The organism is Streptomyces olivochromogenes, assembly GCF_021538895.1.
Lineage (GTDB): Bacteria > Actinomycetota > Actinomycetes > Streptomycetales > Streptomycetaceae > Streptomyces > Streptomyces olivochromogenes_A.
Window position 1 is genome coordinate 1 of the sequence record NZ_JADDRL010000099.1, and the last position, 26,689, is coordinate 26,689.

The following is a 26,689-nucleotide window of genomic DNA, read 5'->3' on the forward strand; positions in this document are numbered from 1 at the left end:
GGCAGGGCGCGCAGCGGCCGGGGATGGGTGAGCCCTGGCGCGACACCCCGCACTGGCAGGTCGTCGAGCGGCTCTCCGAGGTCTGCGCACGGGACCTCGGATGGCTCCTGCTGCACGCCGACGCCGAGTGTCTCACCCGTACCGACAACGCCCAACTCGCCACCTTCACGCTGGAGATGGTGCTGCTGGACGCGCTGCGGACCGCCGTCGCCCGGACGGCGGTCGGCGCGCTGCGCCCCGTCGTGTGCGCGGGCCACAGCCTCGGCGAGTACGCCGCCCTGACCGCCGCCGGGGTGCTCACCCCCGAGGACGCCGTGCGGCTGGTCGCCGAGCGGGGCGCGGCGATGGCCGAGGCGGCCCGGCTGGTGCCCGGCACCATGACCGTGCTGGTCGGACCGGGCGTCGCGCGGACCGCGGAGCTGCTCGCCGCGGGGCTGCGGGTCGCCGAGCGGGCCGAGGTCTGGGTGGCCAATGCCAACGGCCCCGACCAGGTCGTGGTCTCCGGCGACCCGGACGCCGTCGCCGCGCTGACCGAGCGGGCCACGAGCACCGGCGCGCGGGCCGTCCGGATCCCGGTCGGCGGGGCCTTCCACAGCCCGCTGATGGCGGCGGCCCGGCCCCACCTCGCCGCCGCCGTCCGCGACACCCCCCTGCACCCCGGGCACTGCCCGGTGATCGCCAACGTGGACGGACTCGCCCACGGGGGCGACGTCCCCGACTCCTGGCGCGAGCTGATGTGCCGTCAACTCCTCATGCCGGTGCGCTGGTCGGACTCCATGGCGACCCTGCGGTCCATGACGGCGGGCCGCGTCCGCCTCGTCGAGCTGGGCCCCGGCACGACTCTGACCGGCATCGCCCGCCGCCTGCTGCCCCCGGAGATCCCCGTGCGTTCGGCGGCCACCCCGGCCCGACTGACGGCGCTCGTCGCGGAATGGTGGCCCTGACAAGCGGACGGGCGGACGGGCGGACGAAAAGACGAACCGACGAATCGACCTACAGACGTACAGATGAACACCGTCGCCGCTCCTTCTAGGGTTGCGGCATGAGCACACGAGCGGGCCGGAGCACGGCCTTCCTCACGGCGGCCGCGCTGACCCGGGTGACGACGGCGGCCCTGCGCGGCCGGGCACCCGGCGGCCGTGACCGCTGGGAGCGGAAGAACTACGCCGGCCGGACCGTCGAGCTGTACGCCGCACCCGCCGCGGCGCTGGGCGCGGCGCTCGCCGCCGGACGGGTGCGCGGGGCGGCCGGGCTCGCCGTGGCCGCCGCCGGGGCCTGCGGGGCGTACGACGACGTCGTCGGCGCCGGGGACGGACGGCGCGGCTTCGGCGACCACCTCCGCGCCCTGCGCGCGGGCGAAGTCACCAGCGGGGCCGTGAAGTTGTTCGGGATCTCGGCCGCCGCCCTGACCGCCGGCGCACTGCTCAAGGAACGGCCGCTCGACCGGCTCCTCGCGGGGGTCGTGATCGCCGGAGCCGCGCACTTCGTCAACCTCGTGGACGTCCGGCCGGGCCGGGCGGCCGCCGTGGTGCTCGCGCTCGGCGCACCCGGGCTGCTGCGCCGGGGCCCGGCGGCGGACCTGGCCGCCGCCGCGACGGGGGCCGCCGCGGCCGTGCTCCCCGACGACCTGGGCGAGCGCGCGATGATCGGCGACACGGGGGCGCACGCCCTGGGCGCGGCCCTGGGCACCGCCGTGGTGGCGGGCAACGGGCGCGCCGGACTGCTCGCGCACGCCGTGGCGGTCGTGGCCGCCGCCGTGTACGGAGACCGGGTGAGCGAGTGGGCGCGCACGCCGGTACCGGCGCTGCGCGCCTGACCTCGGCACACGCGCCGCGCGCGGCTTCCTCGCCAGGGGCGTTCGTTCACTCCTGTGGGTGACGCGCTGCCGCGGGTGCGCGGGGCCGGAACACCGTGCGCCCACGCACCGTTCCCGGAACACCCGTACGTCCTGGCATCCTTGACCGGGAACGCGGTCCGCGCGGGAGGCGAGCGCGGTACGTCCCCTCCGCCCGATACCTTCTGTACGTTTCTTCGTGACCGCCCGACGCCGACCCAGGAGCCCCGGCCGCGTGAGCCCCGTGAGCAGCAACTCGCCGCACGGTCAGTCGCCGCTGCGCACCGTGCAGGTGCTGGGCGGGGGCAACGCCGGCAGCAGTGCGCACGTGCGCTCCCTGGCCGCCGGCCTCGTCGCGCGCGGCGTGCGGGTCACGGTCTGCGTCCCCGCCGAGGCCGAACGCGCCTACGACTTCACCGGGACCGGCGCCGAGCACGTCCACGTGCCGCGCAGCAGCGACCCCGCCTCCGTGGCCGCGCTGCGGGCGGCCTGCGCCCAGGCCGACCTGGTCCACGCGCACGGGCTGCACGCCTCCTTCCGGGCCGCGCTCGCGCTCAGCGGCCGCCACACCCCGCTCGTCGTCACCTGGCACAACCGCGCCCACGCCGAGGGGGCACGCGCGCACCTGCTGCGGCTGCTTGAGCGGCGGGTGGTGAAGGCGGCCGCCGTGGTGCTCGGCAGCACCTCGGACCTGGTGGACCGGGCGCGCCGCACCGGCGCCCGGGACGCCCGGCTGGCCGCCGTGGCGCTGCCCGGACCGGGCCAGGCCGCCGAACGCGACGACCCGGACCGGCTGCCGCCCAAGATCCGGGCCGAACTAGGCGCCACGGGGCGGCCGTTGCTCATCGCGATCGGCGCCCTCGACCGGTACCGCGGCCACGACGTCCTGCTCGACGCGGCCCGCGCCTGGCGCCGCCTCGATCCGCAGCCGTTGCTCGTCATCGCGGGGGAGGGGCCGCTGCGGGCACCGTTGCAGCGGCGGATCGAGGAGGAGGGGCTGCCGGTGCGGCTGATCGGGCGGCGGGACGACGCGGGCGAACTGCTCGCCGCCGCCGATCTGGCGCTGCTGCCCGGCAGTTGGGAGTCGCGCTCGGTCCTCGCCCAGGAGGCCCTGCACGCGCGCGTGCCGCTCGTCGCGACCGCCGTCGGCGGCATCCCCGACCTCGTGGGCGACGCAGCCGAACTCGTCCCGGACGGCGATCCGGAGGCGCTCGCCACCGCCGTCATGGATCTGCTGGCCGACCCCGACCGGTGCGAGCGGCTCCGGCTCAAGGGCGCGCAACAGGCGGCCGGCTGGCCGACCGAGGACGAGACCATCACCCAGATCCTCAGCGTCTACGACGAGTTGACCCAGCCGCAGCCCCTGCCCTGAGCGCCGCTCAGGGCACGTGCCGACGCGCCCGCAGGGCCAGGCTCAACGCCAGGACCGTCTGCGGGTCGTCGAGGTCGGTGCCGAGCAACTCCCCGATGCGGGCCAGGCGGTTGTAGAGGGTCTGGCGGTTGAGGTGCAGTTCGCGGGCCGTCTCGGCCTTGCGGCCCGCGTGCGCCAGATACGTCTGCAGGGTGGGCAGCAGCGGCGGCTTGGAGCGGCGGTCGTGGTCCCGCAGCGGGCCGATGGCGCGGTCCACGAAGGCCGCGAGGTCGGGATGGTCGCGCAGCCGCCACAGCAGCAGGTCGATGTCGAGGCGGCGGGCGTCGTACCAGGGCCGGTCCGTGAGGCCCTGGGCCGCCGTCGCCGTCTCGGCCGCGTGCCGCAGCCCCGCCGACGCGGCCGCCCAGCCGCCGGCCACCCCGACGACCACGACCGGCGGCTGCGCGCCCGGCCGCTGCATCCCGGCCCGCTCCACCCCGGCCCGCAGCGCCGCCGCGACCCGGTCCGCGACCGCCGACCGCTCCGACTCCGAACGCAGGCCCAGCAGCACGGGCACCCGCCCCTCCACGGGCCGTACGCCCAGCAGGACCGGCACCCCCACCGCGGCCAGCTCCTCCGCGACCGCGCGCGCCAGGACCGCCCAGCCGCCGCCGGGGGAGAGGGCGTCGCCCAGCCGCATCACCACCGGCAGCAGTGGGCCGCCGCCCGGCTTGAAGCCCAGCACCCGGGCCTGCGCGGGCGCGTCCTCCGCCGTGATGCGCCCCTCGGCGAGATCGGTCAGGAAGTCACCGCGGCCGCGCGCCGCCAGCTCCTCCTCCTGACGGGCCTGCATCAGGACGACGGCCAGGATGCCCGCGGCTCGCTCGGCGGCGATGCGGTGCACGGGCGCGAGCGGCGACCGTACGGGCAGCAGCACCAGCCGGGCCCGTACCGAGCCCGTACCCGGACCGCCGCCCGGCACGTCCACCAGCACCGAACCGGCGGGCGGCGGCGCGTCCTTGTGCGCTCCGCGCAGCCCCTCCCACACCTGCAACGGGTCCGCGCCCTCGGGCCCGGCCCCGGCGGCGTACAGGAGCTGGCCGTCCGTCGTCTCCAGGAACACCGGATTGCCGCTGAACCCGGCCAGGATCTCCAGGACCTGCGGCACCCCACCCCCGCCCAGCAGGGCCTCGGTACAGCGGCGGTGCACCTCCTCCGCCCGCTGGAGCAGCGCGTAGTGGCCGTTGACGATCTCCGTGTGGATCTCCTCGGTGACCGTCACGAACGGCACCTCGCGGTGCAGCTGGACCAGTGGCAGACCGGCTGAGCGCGCCGTGTCCACGAGGGCGGCGGGCAGCCGGGCGAAGCGCGGGCCGAGCTCCACGACCAGGGCGGCGATGCCGCGCTCGGCGAGGGTGCGCACGAACGCGCGCTGCTCGGCGGGGCGCGTGCCCAGCCCATAGCCGGTGGTCAGCAGCAACTCGCCGCCCTTCAGCAGCGAGGCGATGTTCGGCACCTCGCCCGCGTGCACCCAGCGGACGGTGCGCCCCAGCCGGTCGGCGCCCGCCAGGATCTCCGGGAGCCCGCTGCGCAGGCCGGGCAGCTCCAGCGCCCGCTGAACGGTGATCCCGGCGCCCTGGGTGTCGAACCGGCCGCTGTCCGTACTGCTGTCCATGGAGCGGACGCTACCTGCGAAGACCCCGGGAGGACAGTTCGGCCTCCGAGCGGGCCGTCCCGGCCGGTTGCCGCCGCGCTACACCGGCCGGATGTTGTGGTTGCAGCGGAAGACGTTGTCGGGGTCGTACGTCCGCTTCACCTTCTCCAGCCGCAGCAGGTTCCCGGCGCCCAGGCCCGCGGCGACCCGCTCGGGACCCTCGTCGCCGACGAGCCCGAGGCAGACGGCGCCGGTGCTCCAGGGCCGCACGTCGGCGCGGGCGTCCCGCACCCAGGCGAGGGCCCGCTCGTCGTCGGCCGGGTCGGCCCAGCGGGCGAAGGGATGCACCAGCCAGGGCGCGTCCCGGTACGGGACCGGGTACTGGGCGGGACCGGTGGCGACGGCGCCGCCGAGCGGGAGGAGCGTGTGCCGGGAGCCGCCGGGCACCGGGGCGGCCTGCGCGCGGGCGCAGAAGGCGTCCACCAGCGCGTCGGGCAGACCGGTCAGGCACTCCGCCGACCAGTGGGCGCGCAGCCCGGGGGGACAGTCCAGCGGGCGCAGCGCCTCGGCGCCCGTCAGCTCCGCCTCGTGCGGCAGCGCCAGCAGCGGTTCGGCGAGCTTGCGCAGCTCCGTCCGGCCGCCCGCGTACGTCAGCAGCGCGCCGTACAGCGGCCGGTCGGCGGTCGGGCAGGTGACGGCGCCGCTCACCCGGTCGGGTCCGGACTCGATGATCTCGCGGAGGGCGCGGACCACCTCCCGGCCGAACTCGGGCAGGTGCAGCAGCAGCGTGGCGGAGAACTCCGGCAGCTCGTGCAGTTCCAGGGTGAGCGCGGTGGCGATGCCGAAGTTGCCGCCGCCGCCGTGCAGCGCCCAGAACAGCTCCGGGTTCTCGTCGGGGTTGGCGTGGACCCGTTCGGCGTCGGCGGTGACCAGCTCGACGCCGATCAGGTTGTCGACGGCGAGACCGAACGCCCGGTCCAGCAGGCCGGTGCCGCCGCCCAGGACGAACCCGGCGACGCCGACGGCCGAGGCGGGCAGCCCGGTAACGGCGAGGCCGTGGGGCCGCGTGGCCCGTTCCAGACGGCCCATCGTGGCGCCGCCGCCGACCCGTGCCGCCTCCGCCGCCGGATCGACGGTCACCTCGTGCATCCGGCGCAGGTCCACCACGAGCGCCCCCGCGGTGGGGGCCGCGCCTGCCAGGCCGTGCCCGCCGCCGCGCACCGCGATCCGCAGGTCGAGCTCCCGGGCGAAGCGCACGGCCCGGACCACATCGGCCTCGTCCGCGCACTGGGCGATCACGGCCGGGCGCGGGTCGACCCTGGCGCTGAACACGGCACGGGCCTCGTCGTAACCGGGATCCCCCGGGGCGAACACGGCGCCGATCAGCTCTTCACGCAACGCGGCAAGAGCCGCACCCGCCTTCGAGAGGGAAGCCATGGCCGCCCCCTTCCACTCAGGGGCAACTCCGCTTCCAGCCTAGGGCCTGGCCGGCGGATCAGGCCGGAGACGCGGGGGCCGGCACGCAGTCCCCCAAGCTCTTCGAGCAGGGGGACCCCCATCGCGTCGACGCCCTCCTCCGCCTTGCAGCCGCACGCAGCAGCCCCCGCTCACCCGGGCCGCATCGGCGCCGCTGACCGACTCCGACCCGATCCGCCGCACAGGCCCTACGCGGGCACGCTCACCCGGGCTCGTCAGCCGCCGTACGCGCCCGAGGCTGTCAGGCGCAGGGCCGTGTCGATCAGGGGCACGTGGCTGAAGGCCTGCGGGAAGTTGCCGACCTGGCGCTTGAGCCGCGGGTCCCACTCCTCGGCGAGCAGGCCGAGGTCGTTGCGCAGCGCCAGCAGCTTCTCGAACAGCTTGCGGGCCTCGTCGACGCGGCCGATCATCGCCAGGTCGTCCGCCATCCAGAACGAGCAGGCCAGGAACGCGCCCTCGTCGCCGGGCAGGCCGTCGACGCCCTCGTGCTCGCCCTCCGTCGGGTACCGCAGGATGAACCCGTCCGGCGTGGACAGCTCCCGCTGGATCGCCTCGATGGTGCCGATGACGCGCTTGTCGTCCGGCGGCAGGAAGCCCATCTGCGGGATGAGCAGCAGCGAGGCGTCCAGCTCCTTCGAGCCGTACGACTGCGTGAAGGTGTTGCGCTCCTTGTCGTAGCCCTTCTCGCACACGTCCCGGTGGATGTCGTCGCGCAGCTCGCGCCAGCGCTCCAGCGGGCCGTCCGCGTCACCGGACTCGATCAGCTTGATGGTGCGGTCCACCGCGACCCAGGCCATGACCTTGGAGTGCACGAAGTGGCGGCGCGGACCGCGCACCTCCCAGATGCCCTCGTCCGGCTGGTCCCAGTGGTCCTCCAGGTAGCGGATCAGCTTCAGCTGCAGCAGCGAGGCGTAGTCGCTGCGCGCAAGACCCGTCATGTGGGCCAGGTGCAGGGCCTCGGTGACCTCGCCGTACACGTCCAGCTGGAGCTGGTGGGCCGCGCCGTTGCCGACCCGGACCGGGGCGGAGTTCTCGTAGCCCGGCAGCCAGTCCAGCTCCGCCTCGCCGAGCTCGCGCTCGCCCGCGATGCCGTACATGATCTGCAGGTTCTCCGGGTCGCCGGCGACCGCCCTGAGCAGCCACTCGCGCCAGGCGCGTGCCTCCTCGCGGTAGCCGGTGCGCAGCAGCGAGGACAGGGTGATCGCCGCGTCCCGCAGCCAGGTGTAGCGGTAGTCCCAGTTGCGGACACCGCCGACGTCCTCGGGCAGCGAGGTGGTGGGCGCGGCGACGATGCCGCCGGTCGGGGCGTACGTCAGGGCCTTCAGCGTGATCAGCGAGCGGATCACGGCCTCGCGGTACGGGCCGTGGTACGTGCAGTGCTCGACCCACTCCCGCCAGAAGTCCTCCGTCGCCTCCAGCGACTGCTCCGGCTCCGGCAGCGGCGGCGGCTCCTTGTGCGAGGGCTGCCACGAGATGGTGAACGCGATCCGGTCACCCGGGGCGACCGTGAAGTCCGCGTACGTGGTCAGCGACTTTCCGTAGGTCTCCGCCGCGGTGTCGAACCACACCGAGTCCGGGCCCGCGACCGCGACCGTACGCCCGTCGTGCTTATGCACCCACGGCACGACCCGGCCGTACGAGAAGCGCATCCTGAGCGCCGAGCGCATCGGCACCCGGCCGGTGACGCCCTCGACGATCCGGATCAGCTGCGGGGCACCGTCACGCGGCGGCATGAAATCGGTCACGCGCACCGTGCCGCGCGGGGTGTCCCACTCCGATTCCAGGATCAGCGAGTCACCCCGGTAGGTGCGGCGGGCCGCCGTCGGCGGCTCCACATCGGCCGCGTGGGCCGGTCCGAGCCGCCAGAACCCGTGGTCCTCGGTGCCCAGCAGACCGGCGAAGATGGCGTGCGAGTCGAAGCGGGGCAGGCACAGCCAGTCGACTGTGCCGTCCCGGCAGACCAGCGCCGCGGTCTGCATGTCTCCGATGAGTGCGTAGTCTTCGATGCGCCCGGCCACGTGCAACTCCAGTCGAACGGCCACGTCGCCCCCAGGTACAAAGGGGGCTGTCGCTAGTGCGGTCAAGGGGTCGTTGTTGTGCGTCGTTGAGCGGTGAAGCAAAGCAGCCGCCGGGCCCCGAGGCAAACGCCCTGAGGCGACACGACAGTCATAGCTCAACGAACTGACGAGCTCGCGTTCTTCCGGTACTTACGGGCTGGGGTGTGCCGTGAATCCGGCCGTGCTCGGCAGCGAGTGTCCGAGCAGGATACGACGCACGTAGATGATCTGCGTGCCGCTCCGGGCAACCCGTGTGGGCCGAACGAGTGACCAGGGGGTGAGAACCCCGTGAACGGCTCGGGCCCGTGTCGGCCCATGCGCGGAGCGTGGCCGGAAGCCATCGGGCCGGACCGCTGATACCCTGGTAGCCCGTGGACCGGTGGGCACGAAACCCCCGAACCGCAGCGACGGCACCCCCGGACAAGTCCGGGCCGGCAGCCACTCCGCACCCCAGACCGCGACCACGGGAGCACCCTCTTGGCCATGCCGCCCAAATCCACGACGACCAAGCACATCTTCGTCACCGGGGGTGTCGCCTCCTCTCTCGGCAAGGGCCTCACCGCCTCCAGCCTCGGCATGCTGCTCAAGGCCCGCGGCCTGCGCGTCGTGATGCAGAAGCTCGACCCGTACTTGAACGTCGACCCGGGCACGATGAACCCCTTCCAGCACGGTGAGGTGTTCGTCACCAACGACGGCGCCGAAACCGACCTGGACATCGGACACTACGAGCGCTTCCTTGACCGCGACTTGGACGGCTCTGCAAACGTCACTACAGGCCAGGTCTACTCGACCGTCATCGCCAAGGAGCGGCGCGGCGAGTACCTGGGTGACACGGTGCAGGTCATCCCGCACATCACCAACGAGATCAAGCACCGGATCCGGCGCATGGCCACCGACGAGGTGGACGTCGTGATCACCGAGGTCGGCGGCACGGTCGGCGACATCGAGTCGCTGCCCTTCCTTGAGACGGTACGCCAGGTCCGCCACGAGGTCGGCCGGGACAACGTCTTCGTCGTGCACATCTCGCTCCTGCCCTACATCGGCCCGTCCGGCGAGCTGAAGACCAAGCCGACCCAGCACTCGGTCGCCGCCCTGCGCAACATCGGTATCCAGCCGGACGCGATCGTCCTGCGCTGCGACCGCGAGGTGCCCACCGCGATCAAGCGGAAGATCTCGCTGATGTGCGACGTGGACGAGGCCGCCGTGGTGGCCTGCCCCGACGCCCGCTCGATCTACGACATCCCGAAGACGGTGCACGGAGAGGGCCTGGACGCCTACGTCGTCCGCAAGCTGGACCTGCCCTTCCGCGACGTGGACTGGACGACCTGGGACGACCTGCTCGACCGCGTCCACAACCCCGACCACGAGATCACCCTCGCCCTGGTCGGCAAGTACATCGACCTGCCCGACGCCTACCTCTCGGTCACCGAGGCGCTGCGCGCGGGCGGCTTCGCCAACAAGGCCCGCGTCAAGATCAAGTGGGTCACCTCGGACGACTGCAAGACCCCGGCCGGCGCCGCCGCGCAGCTCGGTGACGTCGACGGCATCTGCATCCCCGGCGGCTTCGGCGACCGCGGTGTGCTCGGCAAGGTCGGCGCCATCCGTTACGCCCGCGAGAACCGGATCCCGCTGCTCGGTCTCTGCCTGGGCCTGCAGTGCATCGTGATCGAGGCGGCGCGCAACCTCGCCGACATCCAGGACGCGAACTCCACCGAGTTCGACTCCGCGACCGGCCACCCGGTCATCTCCACCATGGCCGAGCAGCTCGACATCGTGGCGGGCGAGGGCGACATGGGCGGAACGATGCGCCTGGGCATGTACCCGGCCAAGCTGGCCGAGGGCTCCATCGTGCGCGAGGTGTACGACGGCAAGGAGTACGTCGAGGAGCGGCACCGTCACCGGTACGAGGTGAACAACGCCTACCGCGCGGAGCTGGAGAAGAAGGCCGGCATCGTCTTCTCGGGCACCTCGCCGGACGGCAAGCTCGTCGAGTACGTGGAGTACCCGCGTGACGTGCACCCCTACCTGGTCGCCACGCAGGCGCACCCGGAGCTGCGCTCGCGTCCGACCCGTCCGCACCCGCTGTTCGCCGGCCTCGTGAAGGCGTCGGTCGAGCGTCAGCAGGCCGAGGGCGCGCGGAAGAATTCCAAGTAACACACCAGTTGTACGGTGGCCGGGGTGCATACCTTCAAAAGGTGAGCACCCCGGTTTCATCTGCGCACGTGGGAGGACACGGCATGACGATCAAGGACACCCCCGAGGAGTGGGAGATCCGGGCGACGGAGACCCCCTTCGTGGGCAACAAGACCTCCGTCCGCACGGACGAGGTCGTCATGCCCGACGGGTCCGTGGTCCGCCGTGACTACCAGGTCCACCCCGGCTCGGTCGCCGTCGTCGCCCTCGACGACGAGGACCGCGTCCATCTCATCCGCCAGTACCGCCACCCGGTGCGGCACAAGCTGTGGGAGATCCCGGCCGGCCTGCTCGATGTGCCCGGCGAGAACCCGCTGCACGCGGCGCAGCGCGAGCTGTACGAGGAGGCGCACGTCAAGGCCGAGGACTGGCGCGTCCTGACCGACGTGTACACCACCCCCGGCGGCTGCGACGAGTCCGTACGGATCTTCCTCGCCCGGCATCTGTCCGCGGCCGAGGGGGAGCGCTTCGAGGTGGAGGACGAGGAGGCCGACATGGAGCACGCGCGCGTGCCGGTCGACGAGCTCGTCCGGGGTGTGCTCGCGGGCGAACTGCACAACAACTGCCTCGTCGTCGGCATCCTCTCGCTGGTCGCCGCCCGCACCGGGGACGGTCTCGACGCGCTGCGCCCGGCCGAGGCGCCGTGGCCCGCCCGTCCCTTCGAGTCCTGAACCCCACCACCGCCCGTCCGCCGGGCCGTGGGCCGTCGGGGTCCCGGTGTGACCATCGCCTGATCCGATCGAGGGACGTGCCCGCCGCGCTCCGCCCGGAACGTCGCTGAGCGTGAACTAGGCTCGGCCATCGAGGCAGGTGCACGGCTCGGACCGGGGTTCCGGCGGGCCTGCGCGTTCGGTGGGACGGGAGTGTGGCCCGTGACGGATCAGGCGCTGGACACGGACGGCGCGCGGCTGTCGGACGGCGTGGCCGCGGAGAGCCATTTCCTGGGCCGAACAAGAGAGTTGAAGGAGCTCCGCGCCGACATCGAGCGCGCGGGACTGGACACCCTGTCCGGAAAGAAACCGCCCCGCGCGCGCGTGCTCCTCATCGCGGGCAGGCCCGGCTCCGGCCGCACGGCGCTCGCCGAGGAACTTGTCCGGCAGGTCGCCGGCGACTACGCCGACGGGGTCCTGCGCGTCCGGCTCGGCGAGCCCGACGGCACCCCGGTGCCGGTCGAGCGCGCGGCCCGCCAGTTGCTCACCGCCCTCGGCCTGACCGCCCCGCCCGGAGCCGGCGAGGACGACCTCACCGAGGCGTTGCGCACCGCTCTGGCCGGGCGGCGGACGCTGCTCCTGCTGGACGACGCGGCCGGCGCCGAACAGGTCGACGCGCTGCTCCCGGACGCCCCGGACTGTCTGGTCGTCGCCGTGTCCGCCGGCCCGCTCACCGGGATCGCGGACGTCCGCCCCTGCACCCTCGGCGGCCTCGACACCAAGTCGGCCCTCGACCTGCTGACCCATCACACCGGCTCGGTCCGCATCACCGTCGACCCGCGGGCCGCCGAGAGCCTCGTCGAGGCGTGCCAGGGCCAGCCCACCGCGCTGAACCTGGCCGGCGGCTGGCTCGCCGCCCGTCCCAAGGCGGCCGTCTCCGACCTGGCCAAGCGCCTGCACGCCGAGGCCGACGAGGGCACGCCCCTCGGCCGGGTGTTCCGGTTCGTCTACGACCAACTGCCCGGCACGGCCGCGCGGATACTGCGACTGCTGTCCCTGGCCCCGGCGGGCCTGGCCGACCCGCACACCGCCTCCGCCCTGGCCGGCTGCACGGTCGGCGCCGCCCACACCACCCTGGACGACCTCGTCGCCCTGGGCCTGCTGCGGGCCGTGGACTCCCCGCTACCTCAGTACGAGGTCCCCGGCTGCCTGCACCCGCTGCTGTGCGCCCTCGCCGAGATCCACGACCGCCCCGCCGAGCTGCAGCTGGCCCGCGCGCGCATGCTGGAGCGGACCGTACGACTGCTCCAGTCCTGCCGCGCGATCACCGAGACGGACAACCCCGACGCGCGCGAGAAGCTCCAGGGCCTGCCCCGTGCCCTGCGCTTCCCGAGCCCCAGGGCCGCCGCCGAGTGGCTGAGCATCCGCCGGCCCGCCCTGCTGGCGTCCGCCCGCCTCGCGGTCGCCGACGGAGAGCTGGACACGCTGGCCCGCCGGCTGATGTCCCAGCTGGTCAGGGCGATGGTGGCGCATGTCGGCACCCAGGCGGCGGCCCCCGACCTGTACGGCATCCACGGCCTCGTCCTCGATGTCGCCGAGCGCCGGAACCTGCCGCGCGAGCGGGCCGCCGCGCTGCTGAACCTCGGCGACCTGGACGCCCGGACCGGCCGTACCCGGGAGGCGCTGGTCCGCTACAGGGCCGCGCTGGACGCCGGACGCGAGGCGAACGACCCGTACGCGACCGGGCGCGCGATGGAATCCGTAGGCGGCACGCACCAGGAGCTGGGGGACCACGACCGGGCGGCCGACTGGTTCGGCCGGGCCCTGGCCCAGCGCCTGGCCCGCGGCGAGCGCGCGGAGGCCGCCCGGCTGTACGGCCGTATCGCCACCGCGCACACCTACGCGGGCCGCTACGGCGAGGCACTCAGGAACTGGCGGGCGGCGGCATCCGGGCACCGCAAGAACGGCGATGTCGCCGCCCACGCGCGGGCGTTGAGCGAGCTGGCCCGGGTGCAGGAGTACGCCGGGCGGCCACAGGAGTCGCTGCACACCTGTCAGGAGGCGGTGGAGTGGGCGCGCCGTGCCGAGGACGTCCGGCTGCAGGCCGCGCTCCAGCTGCGGTTGGCGGACACCCTGGAGCGGCTCGGCGACCCCGCCGCCGCTCGACTGCACCGCGGGGCCGCGGAGCGCATGCTGGGTGAGGAAGGCCAGGAGAGCTGCGAGAACGAGCCAGAACGGGAGCACGGCGCTGATGCCTGCGAAATCCGTAGTGCATCCGCCGAAGATTGATGCAATGAAAGGCTAGACAGCCGGAACGCCTTCATTAGACTGGCTCTGCCGCTCGCTCTCCTGCGGTGCATCCAGGTGTGCCCCCGCATGCCCGGGTATGTCTTGCAATGCCCCCACACCCTCTGAGCCAAGGACCGTGATCGACGTGAAGGTCGGCATCCCCCGCGAGGTCAAGAACAACGAGTTCCGGGTGGCCATCACCCCCGCCGGTGTGCACGAGCTGGTGCGCAACGGGCACCAGGTCGTCGTCGAGCGGGACGCCGGCCTCGGCTCCTCGATCCCGAACGAGGAGTACCTCGCCGCCGGTGCCCAGATCCTGGAGACCGCCGACGAGGTCTGGGCCTCCGCGGACCTGCTGCTGAAGGTCAAGGAGCCCATCGCCGAGGAGTACCACCGCCTCCGCAAGGACCAGATCCTCTTCACCTACCTGCACCTGGCGGCCTCCAAGGAGTGCACGGACGCGCTCCTGGAGTCCGGCACCACGGCGATCGCGTACGAGACGGTCGAGCTCCCCAACCGCGCCCTGCCGCTGCTCGCCCCGATGTCAGAGGTCGCGGGCCGCCTGGCCCCGCAGGTCGGCGCCTACCACCTGATGCGCGCGGCCGGCGGCCGTGGCGTCCTGCCGGGCGGTGTCCCGGGCGTGCCGGCCGGCAAGGCCGTCATCATCGGCGGCGGCGTCTCCGGCTGGAACGCCGCGCAGATCGCCATCGGCCTGGGCTTCCACGTCACGCTGCTCGACCGTGACATCAACAAGCTCAAGGAGGCGGACAAGATCTTCGGTACGAAGATCCAGACCGTCGTCTCCAACGCCTTCGAGCTGGAGAAGGCCTGCCTGGAGGCCGACCTCGTCGTCGGTGCCGTCCTGATCCCGGGCGCCAAGGCCCCGAAGCTGGTCACCAACGAGCTCGTGTCCCGGATGAAGGCGGGAAGTGTCCTTGTCGACATCGCGATCGACCAGGGCGGTTGCTTCGAGGACTCCCGTCCCACCACCCACGCCGAGCCGACCTTCCGGGTCCACGAGTCGGTCTTCTACTGCGTCGCCAACATGCCCGGCGCGGTGCCCAACACCTCCACCTACGCGCTGACGAACGCCACGCTGCCGTACATCGTCTCGCTCGCCAACAACGGCTGGGTCGAGGCGCTGCGCCGTGACGCCGCGCTGGCCAAGGGTCTCAACACCCATGACGGCAAGGTCGTTTACAAGGAGGTCGCGGAGTCGCACGGCCTGGAGCACGTGGACCTGGAGACCCTCCTCGGCTGAGCCGACCGGCTAAGTCACCATACGGCAAAGGCGATACGTCAACACGGTTCGTCAACCGCGCACACCCGGCCGGACCTTGCCCGACAAGGTCCGGCCGGATGTGTGTATGGTCACTTTGCGGCTCTCGGTCAACTCGCCTCGAACGTAACCCTTCGACCGATTCGCACACCGGTGAAACCTGCTGTGCGACGGCCGTACGCCCTTGACAGCGGGATGTTTCATTGCCGACACATCGTGCCGGGTCCGGCGGATTGTGTTGCTGCGGACCGCCGACACGCCATAGAGTCGCCAACCGTCGGCATGGTGCCACGCTGACCTGTCTAGAAGTTTCCTGGTCACCAAGGAGGTAAGACGACTTGTGAATGAGTCGACATTTTCTCCCGGGGGTGGTCAACCAGGAATGCCTGCACGGGGCCAGGGCCCCGCGGGGTTCGAGGCTGTCGGCTCCGTCGCGGTGCGTACCTTCGCCCAACAGAGTCACCGAACTGCAGGGGTGACTCTCTCAGCACACCAGAGCATGGATGGCCATCACGTGAACGCCATGGCCGGCGACGGAAGGGGCGCGCCCCACAACCAGTTCGCCGACTACGACGAACTGCCCGACGGGCACTTCTACGATCCCGATGCCGAATACGAGCCCGACCCCGAGTACGCGGCCACGCTCGCGCCCGACGCTGCCCGCCAGCGCCGCGAGCGCGTCGGCCCGACCGGGCGCCCGCTGCCGTACTTCCCGATCCCGGGCCCGCTGACCGACCACGGCCCCGCGAAGATCATCGCGATGTGCAACCAGAAGGGCGGCGTCGGCAAGACGACGTCGACCATCAACCTGGGTGCCGCGCTCGCGGAGTACGGCCGGCGCGTGCTGCTCGTGGACTTCGACCCGCAGGGCGCGCTGTCGGTCGGACTCGGCGTCAACCCGATGGAGCTCGACCTCACCGTCTACAACCTGCTCATGGAGCGGGGCATGTCCGCGGACGAGGTCCTCCTGAAGACGGCGGTCCCCAACATGGACCTGCTGCCCAGCAACATCGACCTGTCGGCCGCCGAGGTCCAGCTGGTCTCCGAGGTCGCGCGCGAGTCCACGCTCCAGCGCGCCCTGAAGCCGCTGATGCCCGACTACGACTACATCGTGATCGACTGTCAGCCCTCGCTCGGCCTGCTCACCGTCAACGCGCTGACGGCCGCGCACAAGGTGATCGTGCCGCTGGAGTGCGAGTTCTTCGCACTGCGCGGTGTGGCGCTGCTGACCGAGACCATCGAGAAGGTCCAGGAGCGGCTCAACCCGGAGCTGGAGCTCGACGGGATCCTCGCCACGATGTACGACTCGCGCACGGTCCACAGCCGTGAGGTGCTGGCCCGTGTGGTCGAGGCGTTCGACGACCACGTCTACCACACGGTCATCGGCCGCACGGTCCGCTTCCCGGAGACCACGGTCGCCGGTGAGCCGATCACCACGTACGCCTCCAACTCCGTCGGTGCCGCCGCCTACCGCCAGCTCGCCAGGGAGGTGCTCGCCCGGTGTCACGCCGAGTGAGTCTGCCGGGGGCCGACGAACTGTTCCGTACGACAGGGGGAATGGCGCTCCAGCCGTCCACTCCCCGGCGCCCGGTCAACGGCGAGGCCCGGGTGCCGGCTCCCGCGGGGGAGAGCGACGCGGCCGCGGCGGCACAGGACGCGCCGGAGTCCGTTCCCGCGCAGGGCGGGGACGGCGACGGGGCGGAGCACGTGGCCGCGGAGGCGGAGCCGGTCGAATCCGGTGAGTCCCGCAGCCGGACCGCCTCGGACGACCGCCCCGCGCGGCGTCAGGGGGCGCAGGAAGGTTCTGCCGCCTCCGCCGGCTCCGCCCAGCCCCGCAAGCGCGGGGGGCGGGCGGCGGCACGGCGTCCCAGCGGGCGCGAGCGGCACGACGAGAAGATCACGGTGTACGTGTCCGCCGAGGAACTGATGGACCTGGAGCACGCCCGGCTGGTGCTGCGCGGCGAGCACGGCCTGGCGGTCGACCGCGGGCGGATCGTCCGCGAGGCGGTGGCCGTCGTCCTGGCCGACCTGGAGTCCCGGGGAGACGCGAGCATCCTGGTACGGCGGCTGCGCGGCCGGTAGTCGGTCGTGCGGTCGGGAGGCGATAGCCTGCGACGGCTATGACCTCGAACGACGTTCCCGCTCCCGGCGCACCCGCCGGCCGCAGGCGTGCGCTGGGCCGGGGGCCGGGCGCAGGCGCTCCGCGCGTGGAGCCGGTCGAGCCGAAGACCCCACCCGAGCCGGAACCCCTGCCCGAGCCGACGCCGCAGCCCGAGCCCGAGCCGGCGCCCCTGCCGGAGTCGGCGCCTGTCGAGCCGTTGCCCCTGCCCGAGCCGCTGCCGGTGCCCGAGGCGAGTCCCTCAGCGCCCGACGCGAGCGTTCCGGTGGCCGACGCCGACACGCCCGTAGCGGAGACACTGCCCGAACCGGAGCCGCAGTCCGCGCCCGAGCCGCGAACCTTGCCCGAGCCGGTGTCGTCGCCCGGCGGTGGGTCCGAAGGCAGTACCGACGGTGTCTTCAAGGTGCGGCTGGCCAACTTCGAGGGGCCCTTCGATCTGCTGCTGCAGCTGATCTCGAAGCACAAGCTCGACGTCACCGAGGTGGCCCTCTCCAAGGTCACCGACGAGTTCATGGCGCACATCCGGGCGATGGGCCCGGACTGGGACCTCGACCAGACAACGGAGTTCCTGGTCGTCGCCGCCACCCTGCTCGATCTCAAGGCGGCCCGGCTGCTGCCCACCGCCGAGGTGGAGGACGAGGCCGACCTGGCCCTCCTGGAGGCCCGCGACCTGCTGTTCGCCCGGCTGCTCCAGTACCGCGCGTACAAGCAGATCGCCGACATCTTCAACCACCGCCTGGACCAGGAGGCCCGCCGCTACCCCCGTACCGTCGGCCTCGAACCGCACCACGCCGAGCTGCTGCCCGAGGTCGTCATCAGCATCGGCCCCGAGGGCTTCGCCAAGCTCGCCGTCAAGGCGATGCAGCCCAAGGCCAAGCCCCAGGTGTACGTCGACCACATCCACGCCCCGCTGGTCAGCGTGCAGGAGCAGGCCGGGATCGTCGTCGCGCGGCTGCGGGAACTGGGCGAGGCGAGCTTCCAGGTGCTCGTCGAGGACACCGACGACACCCTGACCGTCGTGGCCCGCTTCCTGGCCCTGCTGGAGCTGTACCGGGAGAAGGCCGTCGCGCTGGACCAGGAGACCGCCCTGGGGGACCTGATCGTGCGCTGGACCGGCGGGGACGGGGACGAGACACCGACGGTCACGGACGAGTTCGACCGGCCGCCCGAGGAGCCCAAGGAGGAGAAGAAGGCGTGAGCGAGGAGATCACCGACGTCCCGGCCGGACTGCGCACCGTCGCCGACCTCGACCTCAAGCCCGCCCTGGAGGCGGTGCTCATGGTCGTGGACGAACCCGCGACCGAGGAACACCTCTCCAAGATCCTCCAGCGGCCCAAGCGGCAGATCGGGGACGCGCTGCGGGAGCTGGCCGACGAGTACACCGTCCAGCGACGGGGATTCGAGCTGCGGCTGATCGCCGGCGGCTGGCGTTTCTACACCCGCCCCGAGTACGCGGCCGCCGTCGAGGGCTTCGTCCTGGACGGCCAGCAGGCCCGGCTCACCCAGGCCGCGCTGGAGACGCTGGCCGTCGTCGCCTACCGCCAGCCGGTGAGCCGCAGCCGTGTCTCGGCCGTCCGGGGAGTGAACTGCGACGGTGTGATGCGCACCCTGTTGCAGCGCGGTCTGGTCGAGGAGGCGGGCACGGAACCCGAAACAGGTGCGATCCTGTACAGGACGACGAACTACTTCCTGGAGCGGATGGGCCTGCGCGGCCTGGACGAGCTCCCGGAGCTCGCGCCCTTCCTCCCGGAGGCGGAGGCGATCGAGGCCGAGACCCAGGAGGGCGTACCGTCGTTCGACCCGGACGCGCCCGACGCGCCCGGCGCAGAGGACGCAGACGACTAAGACGGAAACTTGATGCGAAGCAGCGGCAGCGGCAAGAGCGGTGGCGGACGCGGTAACTACCGCGGTGCCGGCAACAACAGGGACGACAAGCAGGGGCAGGGCCGTCCCCGCAAGCCCCGCCCCGAGGAGCGCCGCTACGACGTGGGCCCCGGCGCCACCCAGGACGGCCCCAAGTCCGGGCGCGGCGGCGCCGCCCGCGGCGGTGCCAAGGGCGGGCCCAAGCAGTCCCAGCAGGGCGACGGGCGCGGCCGTACGGCCCCCGGGCGCTCGCGCGAGTACGAGACCCGGGCGGAGGAGCGCAACCGCGAGCGCTACGCAGGCAAGAAGGACGTCAATTTGCCCAAGACCTTCCCTGGCGCCGAGCAGGAGGGCGAGCGGCTGCAGAAGGTCCTCGCGCGCGCGGGCTACGGCTCCCGGCGTGCCTGCGAGGAGCTCATCGAGCAGGCGCGGGTCGAGGTCAACGGCGAGATCGTCCTGGAGCAGGGCAAGCGCGTCGACCCGGAGAAGGACGAGGTCAAGGTCGACGGCCTGACGGTCGCGACGCAGTCGTACCAGTTCTTCTCGCTGAACAAGCCCGCCGGTGTCGTCTCCACCATGGAGGACCCCGAGGGCCGTCAGTGCCTCGGTGACTACGTCACCAACCGCGAGACCCGGCTCTTCCACGTCGGCCGGCTCGACACCGAGACCGAGGGCGTCATCCTGCTCACCAACCACGGCGAGCTGGCGCACCGTCTCACGCACCCCAAGTACGGCGTGAAGAAGACCTACCTCGCCGCCATCGTGGGCCCGATCCCGCGTGACCTGGGCAAGCGCCTCAAGGACGGCATCCAGCTGGAGGACGGGTACGCGCGCGCGGACCACTTCCGGGTCGTCGAGCAGACCGGCAAGAACTACCTCGTCGAGGTGACGCTGCACGAGGGCCGCAAGCACATCGTGCGCCGCATGCTCGCCGAGGCCGGCTTCCCGGTCGAGAAGCTGGTGCGCACCTCCTTCGGCCCGATCACCCTGGGCGACCAGAAGTCCGGCTGGCTGCGACGCCTGTCGAACACGGAGGTCGGGATGCTGATGAAGGAAGTCGACCTCTGATCCGCTGAGAGCGGCCACGACCGCCCTCGCCCCTTGCGGTGACCACCACCCCCTTTTATAGTCGTGATGACTATTAAAGGGGGTGGTGGTCGTGTCGGCTCCGGAGGAACCCCGCGGACCCGCGGGCTACGACAAGTACGCCTACGAACCCTTCGCCGTCACGGTCGACCTCGCCGTGCTCACCCTTCGCGCGGGTGCTCTGCACGTCCTGCTCGTGGAGCGCGGACAGGAGCCGTACGCCGGCCACTGGGCGCTGCCCGGCGGCTTCGTGCTGCCCGACGAGTCCGCGGAGACGGCGGCCCGCCGGGAACTCGCCGAGGAGACCGGCCTGGCGGACGTCACCGGGCTGCACCTGGAGCAGTCGCGGACGTACAGCGAGCCCGGCCGCGACCCGCGCATGCGGGTCGTGTCGGTCGCCTTCACCGCCCTGCTGCCCGACGCTCCCGAACCGCGCGGCGGGGGCGACGCCGTCCAGGCGCGCTGGCTGCCGTACGACTCCTCCCGGCCGCTCGCCTTCGACCACGACCGGATCCTGGCCGACGCCCATGAACGGGTCGGCGCCCAGCTGGAGTCCACCTGCCTCGCGACCGCCTTCTGCCCTCCCGAATTCACGCTGGGCGAGCTGCAGCAGGTCTACGAGACGGTGTGGGGCCTCGCCCTGGACCGGCCCAACTTCCGGCGCAAGGTGCTCGCCACCCCCGGCTTCGTCGAACCGGTCCCGGGCGGCGCCCGGCTGACCGGCGGCCGCGGCAAACCGGCCGCCCTCTACCGCGCGGGCCCCGCCACCGCCCTGCACCCGCCCCTGCTCCGCCCGACCCGGGAAGGACGCCCCACATGACCACGACCGTCCGCAAGCGCGCCGCCACCGGTGCGCTCATCGGCCTCGCCCTCGGGGACGCGCTCGGCTTCCCGACCGAGTTCAACGACGTGCCCTCGATCCTCGCCAAGTGCGGGCCCTGGCGGGAGATGGAGCTGCCGAAGCGCCCCTTCGTCTCCGACGACACCCAGATGACGCTGGCGCTGGGACGCGGGCTGCGCACCGCCATGGACCGCGGGGTGCTCGCGCCCAAGCGGCTGGCACGGCCGGTACGCGAGGAGTTCGTGGACTGGTATCAGTCGCCGGAGAACAACCGGGCCCCGGGACGCACCTGCCTGACGGCGTGCAACCTGCTCAAGGACGAGACCCGGCCCTGGCAGGACGCCAGCCAGATCGGCTCCAAGGGCTGCGGCGCCAACATGCGCGTGGCCCCCGTCGGACTCGCACCCGGCCTCAGCGACGAACAGCGCTCGGGCGCCGCCCAGTTGCAGTCCGCGCTCACCCACGGACATCCGACCGCGCTCGCCGCCTCCGACCTCACCGCCCGCGCGGTACGGCTGCTCGCCCAGGGCACCGAACCCGCCGCACTGGTCGACCGGCTCCGCTCGTACGCCGTCGAGAACCGCACCCACTACCGCGAGACCTGGCTCGGCGACCTGTGGACCCGCTCGCACGACCCCTCGGCCGAGGACTTCATCGCGCGCGGCTGGGACGAGTGCCTCCAGGTCCTGGACCGGCTCGACGAGGCCGTGCGCACGGTGTCGCCGGAGACCGACCCGTGCCTGGCCACCGGCGAGGGCTGGATCGCCGAGGAGGCCCTGGCCACCGGCCTGCTGTGCTTCCTCCTCTTCCCCGACGAACCGGTCACGGCCCTGCGCCGGGCCGCCTGCACCTCCGGCGACTCCGACTCCATCGCCTGTCTCACCGGGGCCTTCGCGGGCGCCTGCCTGGGCGAGGACGCCTGGCCGGCCGACTGGGCGGACCGGATCGAGTACCGGGGCGACCTGCTGACCCTGGGAGCGCTCTGGGACGCTTAGGCCATGATCGACGATCTCGACATGGACCTGGCGCCCGTGGTCGCCGAACAGCCGGACCCCCTGCTGTTCGCGACCGTCTCCGGCGCGCACCTCTACGGCTTCCCCTCGCAGGACTCCGACCTGGACCTGCGGGGCGTCCATCTGCTGCCCGCCGCCGACCTGGTGGGGCTGCGCGAACCCGAGGAGACGCGCACGCGGACCTGGGTGCGCGACGGCGTCGAGATGGACCTCGTCACCCACGACGTGCGCAAGTTCGCCCGGCTGTTGCTGCGCCGCAACGGCTACGTCCTGGAGCAGCTGCTCTCTCCGCTGCTCGTGCACTCCACCGACGCGCACCGGGAGCTGGCCGCGCTGGCGCCCGGCGTCCTCACCAGCCACCACGCGCACCACTACCGGGGCTTCGCGGTGACGCAGTGGCGGCTGTTCGAGAAGACCGGCGAGCTCAAGCCGCTGCTGTACACCTTCCGCGTGCTGCTCACCGGCGTCCACCTGATGCGCAGCGGCCAGGTGCAGGCCCATCTGCCCACGCTCGTGGGCGAACTGGACGCCCCCACCTATCTGCCCGACCTGATAGCCGCGAAGGCGGAGCGGGAGCACGGGGCCGCCGAGGTCGCGCACGCGCGCGTGGAGGCCGACGTGGAGCGGCTGCACGCCCTGCTCGACGAGGCCCAGGCCGCCTCAGTGCTGCCCGACGCCCCCACCGCCCACGACGCCCTGCACGACCTCGTGGTGCGCGTCCGGCTGGCAGGCTGAGGCGCGGCGGACGCGGATCAGGAAGTCCTCGACCCGCCGGCGGTCCGGTTCCGGCGGGAGGGGAGTGCGGTGGCCGGCCTCCTCGGTCTCGGCCGCCAGGCGGACCATCCAGGACTCGACCTCGGGCCAGGACACCTCGCCCCGCTTCACCGCGAGCAGCGGCTCCCGCCGGTCGCCGACGTCGATCCGCAGGTCGCCCGTGCGCAGCAGGTCACGGGCGCTCATCAGCAGCCGCAGCAGGTGCATCGCGTGCTTCCAGCGCGGGGCTCCGTGGGTACGGACGTCGGCGTCGAGCTTCTTGCGCTGGCCGAGGGCGTAGCGCGTGAAGCTGTCGTACACCTTCCGGGAGAGGAACGCCCCGCGCAGGGACAGCAGTTCGCGGCCGGTGTCGTCCAGGTGCTCCACCAGGGGCGAGTGCAGGCACTCCAGGATGTTCGGGTTCGCGCGCAGGGCCAGCTCGCAGAAGCGTTCCAGCTCCCAGCTGAACTGCTCCTCCGCCGGGCCCTCCACATGCGTGGGCGGCTTCTCGAAGCGCCAGAACAGGGGTGTGGGGGCCAGGAACACGCCCCGCCGGTCGGTGTCGCTGCCGTCCGTGGCCAGGCCGAAGGCGCGCGAACCCATCACGCAGGCGTAGATCGTGTGGTCGCGTACCAGGTCCTCGGGGTGCATGCCCGCGAGCGTACGCGGGGGCTCACGCCAGGCGGATCGAATTTCCCTGCACGGTGATCTGCTCCGCGGGCAGCGGCCTCGTCGCGGGACCGTGGGCCACCGAGCCGTCGGCGATGTGGAACTTGCTGCCGTGGCAGGGGCAGTCGATGGTGCCGTCGGCGATCTTGCTCACGGTGCAGCCCATGTGGGTGCAGATGGCCGAGAAGGCCTTGAAGTCGCCCTCCGTCGGCTGGGTCACCACGACCTTCTGAGCCTTGAAGATCTTGCCGCTGCCGACCGGGATCTCGCTGGTCGTCGTCAGTGCCTGCCCGGCGGCGGCACCCGGGGACGAGGCGGCCGGCGGGGACGCCGCGGGGGAGGTGGGCGACGTGGGCGACGCCGAGGACGAGGAGGAGTTGTCGTTGTACTCGCTGCAGCCGACGCATCCCGCGGCGATCGCCGCGGCGCCCGTCGCGAGAGCCGTGCGCCGTGTGGGGGCGTGGGTCATGTCGTCACTCCGAACGTCACGTTGTCACTCCGAAGGTGCGGAAGAACCAGAAGGCCGACGTCAGCCAGATCACCACGAGCGCGGCGAACACCAGTCCGCCGACGAACGGCAGCAGCCAGCCGGGCAGCCGCTCCGAGCGGAGCAGCAGCATCTTGGCACTGAACGCACCGAAGAAGAAGCAACCCAGGATGGAGTGCCACAAAACGCGCGTTTCGTACGTCTGATAGCCGAACGCGTACAGGCAGTGCACCGCGACCGGGACCGCCACCAGGAACGCGACGCGGCCCGACCAGCGGTGCAGCGCCGACGCCCAGGACGGACCGGGCAATTTGCCGTACATCATCAGCGCCGAGACGACCTGGACCAGTGCGAAGAAGAGCGCGGTGGTGGCCAGCCACGACTTCACGGCCGCCGCGCTGCTGAACCCGGCGAGGTTGAAGGCGATCCCCGTCGGCTGGTGGACCTTGCCGTACACGCCGAGGGCGACCGACACCGCGGCGGCGACCAGGGCCGGGACGAGGTAGCGGGCCGCGCTCGGGCGGGGTTCGGGCGGAGGAAAGCCCTGGGTGGCTGCGTTCGGGTCGACGGTCATGGTCGGCTCCCTCGGGCTCGGGTCACGGGGTCGCGGGGCGGGCCGTCAGGCGGGTGCCGTCGACCGTGACCGCGCCGGTCCCGGGGTCGACGGGGGGAGCGGCCGCGGGCTTGCCGTCGCGGCTGACGATGCCGACCTGGCGGCCGTCGGCCAGCACGATCCAGCCGCCGACGACCTTCGCGCCGCGCACGGTGGCCGTCGCCCGGTACAGCCCCGACGGCTTGACCGCCTTGTCGGCCGTGAAGGCGTAGTGGCCGCCGTCGACGTCGACCGTGCCGCGGATGCTCGTGCCCTCGCCGAGCGTGCCGTTCAGCTCGGCGCCTTGGCCGCCGGTCAGCTTCATGCTGCCGTCGTCCGCGACGTCGCCCTTCAGCCACGACTCCTTGCTGTGCCCGTCGCAGAAGTAGGCGATGGCCTTCCGGTCCCGGACCGACACGGCCACCGACGCGGAGTCGTCGTCGGTGCGCCCCGCGTAGGAGGCGTTCGGCACGGCTGCCCGCGGCGGAGCGGACGTGGCGGACGGCGTCGGTGACGCGACGCCCGCCGTCGGTGAGGGGCTCGGCGACTCCGTCCGGTACGGGGACGTGCTGCTCCTCGTCCCCGTCGTCGCGTCGAGCGCCAGCAGGATCAGGCCGAACAGCAGACCCGCGAGCAGGGTCAGCAAGGGTCCGGGACGTTTCATGGGACGGCCTCCCCCGAGGCGGGCTTGCCTGACATCAGAGCGGACGGCGGCCCCGGCGTAAAGAGGCGCACGGGTGTGTTCTCACACCAAGTAGCAGAATAGGGCGATGTAGGTGAGATTGAGAGGGTTCGCCGCTCGCGTCGGCCCTGTCTCAGCGGGCGGGCGCCGCGCACCGGCCGGGCGCGGCCTGACTAGGCTGGACCGACCAAGAGCCGATACGCATCTGAGCAAGGAGCAGCGCCGTGGTGGTACGAGCGGTCCGGGGGGCCGTCCAACTGGAGCGGGACGAGGCCGGTCACATGGACGAGCAGGTCGGGGCCCTGCTCACCGCCATCCTGGAGCGGAACTCGCTGACCACCGACGACCTGATCAGCATCTGGTTCACGGCCACGCCCGACCTGCACAGCGACTTCCCGGCGGCCGCCGCCCGCAAGCTCGGCATCGTCGACGTACCGCTGATCTGCGCCCAGGAGCTGGACATCGAGGGCGCCATGCCCCGGGTCGTGCGCGTCCTCGCGCACATCGAGTCGGACCGGCCCCGCGCCGACATCGCCCACGTCTACCTCGGCGCCGCGGCCGCCCTGCGCAAGGACATCGCCCAGTGAGGACCGCACTCGTCATCGGCACCGGCCTCATCGGTACGTCGGCCGCGCTCGCCCTGTCCCAGCGGGGCGTCGCCGTCCACCTCGCCGACTACGACACCGAGCAGGCCCGCACGGCGGCCGCGCTGGGCGCCGGCACGGACGAGACCCCTCAGGGCCCCGTCGACCTGGCGATCGTCGCCGCCCCGCCCGCGCACGTGGCCGGGGTCCTCACCGACGCCATGCGCCGCGGCGTGGCCCGCGGATACCTCGACGTGGCCAGCGTCAAGGGCGGCCCGCGCCGCGAGCTGGAGGCCCAGGGCCTCGACCTGTCGGCGTACATCGGCACCCACCCCATGTCGGGCCGCGAGAAGTCCGGCCCGCTGGCCGCGACCGGCGACCTGTTCGAGGGCCGCCCCTGGGTGCTGACGCCCACCCGGGACACGGACACCGAGGTGCTGAACCTCGCCCTGGAGCTGGTCTCGCACTGCCGGGCGGTGCCGGTGGTCATGGACGCCGACGCCCACGACCGCGCCGTCGCCCTGGTCTCCCACATGCCCCACCTGGTCTCCAGCATGGTCGCCGCCCGCCTGGAGAAGGCAGAGGAGACGGCCGTACGGCTGTGCGGCCAGGGCATCCGGGACGTGACCCGGATCGCCGCCTCCGACCCCGGGATGTGGATCGACATCCTGTCGGCGAACCCGGGGCCGGTCGCCGACCTCCTCGCCGACGTCTCCGCCGATCTCGACGAGACCGTCCGCGCCCTGCGCGCCCTGCAGTCCGCCGACGAGACCAAGCGCCGCGAGGGCAGCGCCGGGATCGAGGACGTGCTGCGGCGCGGGAACGCCGGGCAGGTCCGGGTGCCGGGCAAGCACGGCACCGCTCCGCGCGCCTACGAGACGGTCGCGGTCCTCATCGACGACCAGCCAGGCCAGCTGGCCCGCATCTTCGCCGACGCGGGACGGGCCGGGATCAACGTCGAGGACGTACGCATCGAGCACGCGACCGGTCAGCAGGCCGGTCTGGTGCAGCTGATGGTGGAGCCGAAGACGGCGCCGGTGCTGACCGCGGCCCTGCGCGAGCGGGGCTGGGCCATCCGCCAGTGAGCGCGCCGGGCCGCCGCCCGGCGCGGGGTCGGGCCGTCCGCCCGTAATCGGGTCTCCGGGGAGCCAGTAACCTTGTGCGGGGCGCATTCGTGTCCCGCACACCACCCATCCAGCACCAGGAAGGTGTCCCCC

General features: G+C 72.8%; 24 protein-coding genes. 17 read left to right on the plus strand and 7 right to left on the minus strand.

Annotation, left to right across the window (positions count from 1 at the left end):
* The 3 genes from IPZ69_RS35330 to IPZ69_RS35340 all read left to right on the plus strand — a co-directional run.
* Positions 1–944: ACP S-malonyltransferase (locus IPZ69_RS35330; protein ID WP_235458779.1), on the plus strand; the 944-nt coding region annotated here is incomplete at its 5' end.
* 98 nt (positions 945–1,042) lie between these two features.
* Entirely contained in the window at positions 1,043–1,816 is a 774-nt protein-coding gene (locus IPZ69_RS35335; protein ID WP_235458780.1) for a hypothetical protein, read from the plus strand.
* 253 nt (positions 1,817–2,069) lie between these two features.
* Entirely contained in the window at positions 2,070–3,206 is a 1,137-nt protein-coding gene (locus IPZ69_RS35340; RefSeq protein ID WP_235458781.1) for a glycosyltransferase family 4 protein, read from the plus strand.
* 7 nt (positions 3,207–3,213) lie between these two features.
* Here the strand turns inward: IPZ69_RS35340 and IPZ69_RS35345 are convergent, their stop codons facing one another.
* The 3 genes from IPZ69_RS35345 to IPZ69_RS35355 all read right to left on the minus strand — a co-directional run bounded on the left by IPZ69_RS35345 (position 3,214) and on the right by IPZ69_RS35355 (position 8,333).
* Entirely contained in the window at positions 3,214–4,860 is a 1,647-nt protein-coding gene (locus IPZ69_RS35345; protein WP_235458782.1) for a PucR family transcriptional regulator, read from the minus strand.
* Positions 4,861–4,938: 78 nt separating this feature from the next.
* Entirely contained in the window at positions 4,939–6,276 is a 1,338-nt protein-coding gene (locus IPZ69_RS35350) for an FAD-binding oxidoreductase (protein WP_235458783.1), read from the minus strand.
* 254 nt (positions 6,277–6,530) lie between these two features.
* Entirely contained in the window at positions 6,531–8,333 is a 1,803-nt protein-coding gene (locus tag IPZ69_RS35355) for a glycoside hydrolase family 15 protein (RefSeq protein WP_235458810.1), read from the minus strand.
* Between the two features lie 522 nt (positions 8,334–8,855).
* On the opposite strand from IPZ69_RS35355, the gene IPZ69_RS35360 reads away from it, so the two are divergent.
* From IPZ69_RS35360 to IPZ69_RS35415, 12 genes are all read left to right on the plus strand, one after another.
* Positions 8,856–10,526, plus strand: a complete 1,671-nt coding sequence (locus IPZ69_RS35360; RefSeq protein WP_235458784.1) for a CTP synthase — start codon at positions 8,856–8,858, stop codon at positions 10,524–10,526.
* Between the two features lie 83 nt (positions 10,527–10,609).
* Entirely contained in the window at positions 10,610–11,236 is a 627-nt protein-coding gene (locus IPZ69_RS35365) for an NUDIX domain-containing protein (protein ID WP_235458785.1), read from the plus strand.
* A 201-nt stretch (positions 11,237–11,437) separates the two neighbouring features.
* A complete protein-coding gene (locus tag IPZ69_RS35370; RefSeq protein ID WP_235458786.1) occupies positions 11,438–13,504 on the plus strand; it encodes a tetratricopeptide repeat protein in 2,067 nt (688 codons plus the stop codon).
* A 136-nt stretch (positions 13,505–13,640) separates the two neighbouring features.
* On the plus strand, positions 13,641–14,765 hold the full coding sequence (gene ald, locus IPZ69_RS35375; RefSeq protein ID WP_235458787.1) for an alanine dehydrogenase: 1,125 nt from the start codon (positions 13,641–13,643) through the stop codon (positions 14,763–14,765).
* 400 nt (positions 14,766–15,165) lie between these two features.
* Entirely contained in the window at positions 15,166–16,299 is a 1,134-nt protein-coding gene (locus IPZ69_RS35380) for a ParA family protein (protein WP_235458788.1), read from the plus strand.
* The gene (locus IPZ69_RS35385) at positions 16,284–16,865 is read left to right on the plus strand and encodes a hypothetical protein (RefSeq protein WP_235458789.1); all 582 of its coding nucleotides are present in this window, start codon (positions 16,284–16,286) and stop codon (positions 16,863–16,865) included. Before IPZ69_RS35380 ends, IPZ69_RS35385 begins: the two co-directional genes overlap by 16 nt.
* Before the next feature lie 38 nt (positions 16,866–16,903).
* Positions 16,904–18,100, plus strand: coding sequence for a segregation and condensation protein A (locus tag IPZ69_RS35390; protein WP_235458790.1), 1,197 nt, complete (start codon positions 16,904–16,906; stop codon positions 18,098–18,100).
* Positions 18,097–18,747 (plus strand): SMC-Scp complex subunit ScpB, encoded by a 651-nt coding sequence (gene scpB, locus IPZ69_RS35395; protein WP_235458791.1) that lies wholly within the window; start codon positions 18,097–18,099, stop codon positions 18,745–18,747. The genes IPZ69_RS35390 and scpB overlap by 4 nt, the downstream gene beginning before the upstream one ends.
* Before the next feature lie 12 nt (positions 18,748–18,759).
* Positions 18,760–19,833: a pseudouridine synthase gene (locus IPZ69_RS35400; RefSeq protein ID WP_235458792.1), complete on the plus strand. Its 1,074-nt coding sequence runs from the start codon at positions 18,760–18,762 to the stop codon at positions 19,831–19,833.
* Between the two features lie 91 nt (positions 19,834–19,924).
* Positions 19,925–20,671, plus strand: a complete 747-nt coding sequence (locus IPZ69_RS35405) for an NUDIX hydrolase (protein ID WP_235458793.1) — start codon at positions 19,925–19,927, stop codon at positions 20,669–20,671.
* Positions 20,668–21,687, plus strand: a complete 1,020-nt coding sequence (locus tag IPZ69_RS35410; protein WP_235458794.1) for an ADP-ribosylglycohydrolase family protein — start codon at positions 20,668–20,670, stop codon at positions 21,685–21,687. Before IPZ69_RS35405 ends, IPZ69_RS35410 begins: the two co-directional genes overlap by 4 nt.
* A 3-nt stretch (positions 21,688–21,690) precedes the next feature.
* Complete coding sequence (locus tag IPZ69_RS35415) at positions 21,691–22,440, plus strand: nucleotidyltransferase domain-containing protein (RefSeq protein WP_235458795.1); 750 nt, start codon at positions 21,691–21,693, stop codon at positions 22,438–22,440.
* On the opposite strand, the gene IPZ69_RS35420 is transcribed toward IPZ69_RS35415, so the two are convergent.
* Genes IPZ69_RS35420 through IPZ69_RS35435 form a run of 4 tightly spaced genes read right to left on the minus strand, consistent with a single transcriptional unit; the run spans position 22,366 to position 24,870 of the window.
* Positions 22,366–23,109 carry a nucleotidyltransferase domain-containing protein gene (locus IPZ69_RS35420; protein WP_235458796.1) on the minus strand — a complete coding sequence of 248 codons (744 nt, stop codon included), beginning with the start codon at positions 23,107–23,109 and terminating at the stop codon, positions 22,366–22,368. The genes IPZ69_RS35415 and IPZ69_RS35420 overlap by 75 nt on opposite strands.
* A 22-nt stretch (positions 23,110–23,131) precedes the next feature.
* Positions 23,132–23,596, minus strand: a complete 465-nt coding sequence (locus tag IPZ69_RS35425; RefSeq protein ID WP_235458797.1) for a Rieske (2Fe-2S) protein — start codon at positions 23,594–23,596, stop codon at positions 23,132–23,134.
* A gap of 16 nt (positions 23,597–23,612) precedes the next feature.
* On the minus strand, positions 23,613–24,188 hold the full coding sequence (locus IPZ69_RS35430; RefSeq protein WP_235458798.1) for a DUF6529 family protein: 576 nt from the start codon (positions 24,186–24,188) through the stop codon (positions 23,613–23,615).
* A gap of 22 nt (positions 24,189–24,210) precedes the next feature.
* Complete coding sequence (locus IPZ69_RS35435; RefSeq protein WP_235458799.1) at positions 24,211–24,870, minus strand: hypothetical protein; 660 nt, start codon at positions 24,868–24,870, stop codon at positions 24,211–24,213.
* Between the two features lie 242 nt (positions 24,871–25,112).
* Here IPZ69_RS35435 and aroH point away from each other — a divergent pair, with 242 nt between their 5' ends.
* Entirely contained in the window at positions 25,113–25,475 is a 363-nt protein-coding gene (gene aroH, locus IPZ69_RS35440) for a chorismate mutase (RefSeq protein ID WP_235458800.1), read from the plus strand.
* Positions 25,472–26,557 (plus strand): prephenate dehydrogenase, encoded by a 1,086-nt coding sequence (locus IPZ69_RS35445; protein WP_235458801.1) that lies wholly within the window; start codon positions 25,472–25,474, stop codon positions 26,555–26,557. The genes aroH and IPZ69_RS35445 overlap by 4 nt, the downstream gene beginning before the upstream one ends.
* Positions 26,558–26,689 lie beyond the last annotated feature (132 nt).